Genomic DNA, 3,891 nt, shown 5'->3' on the forward strand with positions numbered 1-3,891 from the left:
GACGCGCGGTGGCCGCGCGCTCCGGCGGCGCGGCCAAGCGCCGCCAGCGCGGCGACGACGCGCTCGCCGCCGAAGCCGACTGAAGCACCCGAACACGAACACGTTGCACCGCATTCCCGCCTGGCGCCGAGCGCGCCGTCCTTCCGCCGGCCCGCAGCCCGGGCCGTCCGCACCGCCGCTTTGGAGACGCCAGTGAGCGCTGCCCATTCGCTGATGCATTACTTCGAAAACGTCCCGGACCACGTCCGCAAGTACAAATGGCTGGTGTGGCTGACGGTGATCGCCGCCACCGCCTTCGCCATCGCCGGCCTGGGACGGGTCCGCTTCGACATGACCATCGAAGGCTGGTTCGCCGACAACGACCCGACCATCGTGGCCATGGACGGCTTCCGCTCGCGCTTCGGCAGCGACGACCACCTCTATATCGTCTACAAGCCCAAGGACGGCGACGTGTTCTCGCACGATTCGCTGAGCGCGGTGCGCAAGCTGCGCGAAGACCTGCTGCAGCGCTCGCTCGACGCGCCCGACGGCTCGCCGCTCAAGCGCATCGTCAAGATCACCACGCTGGCCAACGCGCCGGTGCTGAAGGTCGAACAGGACGCCCTGGTCAGCCGCAACCTGGTCGGCGCGCAGGTGCCCAGCTCGCCGGAAGAACTGGCGGAAGTGGCGAGCACCGCGCTGCAACAGCGCTCGCTGCCGCTGCAGTACTTCTCCAGGGACCACAAGTACGGCGGCATCCTGGTCGAGACCAACTTCGGCGCGATCCCGGTCGACTTCGAAGCGCGCACCGCCAAGGCCGCGCAGACCGGCGCGGCCGGCGCGACCGCCGAGGCCGGCGCCGAAACCGGCGTCGACAACCTCAGCATGAGCTTCGACGGCAAGGCGGTGGAGGAGCGCGTGCGCTTCAAGCCGACCGACCTGGGCGACTACCTGGGCTTCATCAACGAGGTCAAGCTGAGCCTCAACAAGCCCGAATTCGCCTCGCGCTTCGACTACTACCCGGTCGGCAACCCGGCCTCGACCGAATACAACATGCAGGTGCTGCAGGAGATGGGCACCTTGTACCTGGCCATGCTGGTGATCATGGTCGCGGTGCTGTGGTTCCTGTTCCGCTCCTTCAGCGGCGTGCTGTGGCCGTCGCTGGTGGTGATCCTCAGCGCGGTGTGGACGATCGGCTTCGCCAGCTGGCTCGGGGTGACCTTCACCGCGTTCCTGATCCTGACCGTGGTGATGATCCTGGTGATCGGCATCGCCGACTCGATCCACATCCTCTCGGGCTACGAGTACTTCAGAAACAAGGGGCTGGAGCACAAGGAGGCGGTGCGCGCCTCGTTCCATTCCTCGGCCAACGCCTGCTTCCTGACCGCGGTCACCAGCATGGTGGCGATGCTGTCGGTGGTGTTCACCCCGATCGTGCCGATCCAGGTGTTCGGCATCGCCACCGCCGTCGGCATCGGCCTGGCGTTCTTGTTCAGCATCTACGTGCTGCCGCTGATGCTCGATCTGTGGTGGGTGCCGCGCCGGGCCCAGCCGGTGGCTGGCCTGCGCGGCAAGCTGTCGGCCGCGGTCGGCAAGCTGGTGCCGAACGTCGCCGGCTTCGTGCAGAGGATGCTCAAGGGCGTGTTCCCCTTCGTCGACAAGTACAAGTACCTGATCACCGGCCTGTTCACCGCGGCGATCGTGGTCTGCCTGTACGGCATGACCCAGGTGCGGGTCGACACCGACGTCAAGGCGCAGTTCCCCAAGCGTGCGCAGATCCGCGAGAACATCGACGTCGCCGACGCCAACATGATGGGTTCGCAGACCCTGGAGATCTATCTCGACCTCGGCCAGGAATACGCCTTGCACGATCCGTTCGTGCAAAAGCGCATCGACGAGCTGCAACGCACCATCGAGCGCAAGTACCCCAAGTACGTGGTGCGCACGCTGTCGCTGGTGGACGTGACCAAGAAGTCCTACCAGACCCTCAACGAGGACCGGCCGGAGATGTACGCGGTGCCCGACACCCGCGAGGCGCTGGCCAACACCTTGTTCCTGTTCGACAACTCCAATCCGGACCAGCGCCGCAAGATGGTCTCGGACGACTACAGCGAGTCGCACATCACCGTCTATCTGCGCAACGGCGGTTCCTACGAATACACCCAGATCTTCAAGGACATCCAGCACGACATCGACCTGGCCACCGCCGACATCAAGCGCGTCTATCCCGACACCAAGGCCTCGGTGACCGGATTGTTCACCCTGATGATGCAGGGCGCCGACTACCTGTCGTGGACCTCGCTGAACGAGTTCGGCACCGCGATCCTCACCGTCAGCGTGATCCTGCTGCTGATCTTCGGCTCGCTCAAGGCCGGCCTGGTCTCGGTGGTGTCCAACGCGGTGCCGGTGACCCTGACCTTCGGCCTGATGGGCCTGCTGGACGTGCCGCTGGACTTCACCACCGTGCTGATCGCGCCGATCGTGCTCGGCATCGCGGTCGACGACACCATCCACTTCCTCAGTCATTACAAGCACGAGGTCTCGCGTGACGGCGACATCCGCCGGGCGCTGATCCAGACCATCGAGGAAGCCGGGCAGGCGGTGACCTTCACCTCGCTGATCCTGGCCCTGGGCCTGAGCGTGCTGTCGTTCTCCTCCAGCGTCGGCAACGCCAACGTCGGCATCTACGGCTCGCTGGCGGTGCTGGTCGGCCTGGTCTGCGAGCTGCTGTTCCTGCCGGCGCTGGTGCTGATCTTTGGCCTCAAGTTCGAAAAGCGCGGCGCCGCGCCGGCGGTGGCCGGCGATGCCGCCACCGAGGCGGCGCACTGAGCGCTGCGCGATCCGCCGCCGCGCCCGCGCGGCGCGGCGGTTCCTCTTTCCCTTCGTCACGACGAGATTCCCATGACCCTGTTGCGTAGCTTCGCCGTGTTGTCGCTGTCCGCCTGCGCGCTGTTGTCCGCGCCCATCGCTTTCGCCCAACAGGCGCTGACCCCGCGCCAGGTCGCCGAGAAGTTCGACGAGGAACTGCGCCGCGCCCATACCACGCTGTCGGTCAAGTTCAAGCTCAGCACCTGCCGCTACAAGATCGAGCAGGGCCAGATGCGCTGCGCCGAGAAGCCGCGCGAGAAGGCGGTGGAGAATGTGGTCAAATCCTACGGCCGCGACATCCGTTCGATCAGCATCCTCAGCGAGCCGGTGACCGACCGCGGCATCGGCATGCTCGGCTATCAGTACTGGGACAAGAACAAGGTCAACGACAACTGGCTGTACCTGCCGGCGCTGAACAAGGTCAAGCGCGTGGTCTCGATCAAGGACAGCAAGGACAGCGGCAGCTACTTCGGCTCGGAGTTCTACATCGAAGACCTGGAAGACCCGCGCATCGACGACTACAGCTACAAGATCCTCGGCGAGGAAAAGGTCAAGGTGCTGGAAGTCGGCAAGGGCTACGTGGAAAGCCCGGCCTATGTGCTGGAGTGGACCCCGACCGCGCAGCGCCGCGACACCACCAACTACGGGCGGATGGTGTTCTGGGTCGACAAGAAGCGCTTCATCCTGCTCAAGGGCGAGTTTTACGACCACGACGGCACCTTGTTCAAGCGCCGCACGATCAAGAACCTGCAGCTGGTCAACGAGAACTGGATGCCGCGCCAGGTGACCATGGACAACATGACCACGCGCCGGGTCACGGTAATGGACCGTCTGGCCATCGCCATCGGCCTGGACGTGGATGACGATTACCTGACACAGCGCACGCTGACCGATCACGCTTATCGCGAGCGCTATCTGGCCAAGTTCCGCAGCTTCTGGAGGGAGTGAGTGCGCCGTTCTCCTTCCCATCGCCGTACTGCGCGGCCGGCGCTGCGCGCGCTGCTGCCGCTGCTGGTCGGCGCCAGCCTGAGCGCGCCGCTGGCG

General features: G+C 65.4%; 2 protein-coding genes. Both read left to right on the plus strand.

The genetic code is table 11. The features are described 5' to 3' along the window. Positions 1-192 precede the first annotated feature (192 nt). A complete protein-coding gene (locus tag A7A76_RS04705; RefSeq protein WP_206410108.1) occupies positions 193-2,808 on the plus strand; it encodes an MMPL family transporter in 2,616 nt (871 codons plus the stop codon). 72 nt (positions 2,809-2,880) lie between these two features. Then, positions 2,881-3,795: an outer membrane lipoprotein-sorting protein gene (locus tag A7A76_RS04710; RefSeq protein ID WP_206410109.1), complete on the plus strand. Its 915-nt coding sequence runs from the start codon at positions 2,881-2,883 to the stop codon at positions 3,793-3,795. Positions 3,796-3,891 lie beyond the last annotated feature (96 nt).

This window comes from Lysobacter enzymogenes, assembly GCF_017168095.1.
GTDB lineage: Bacteria > Pseudomonadota > Gammaproteobacteria > Xanthomonadales > Xanthomonadaceae > Lysobacter > Lysobacter enzymogenes_D.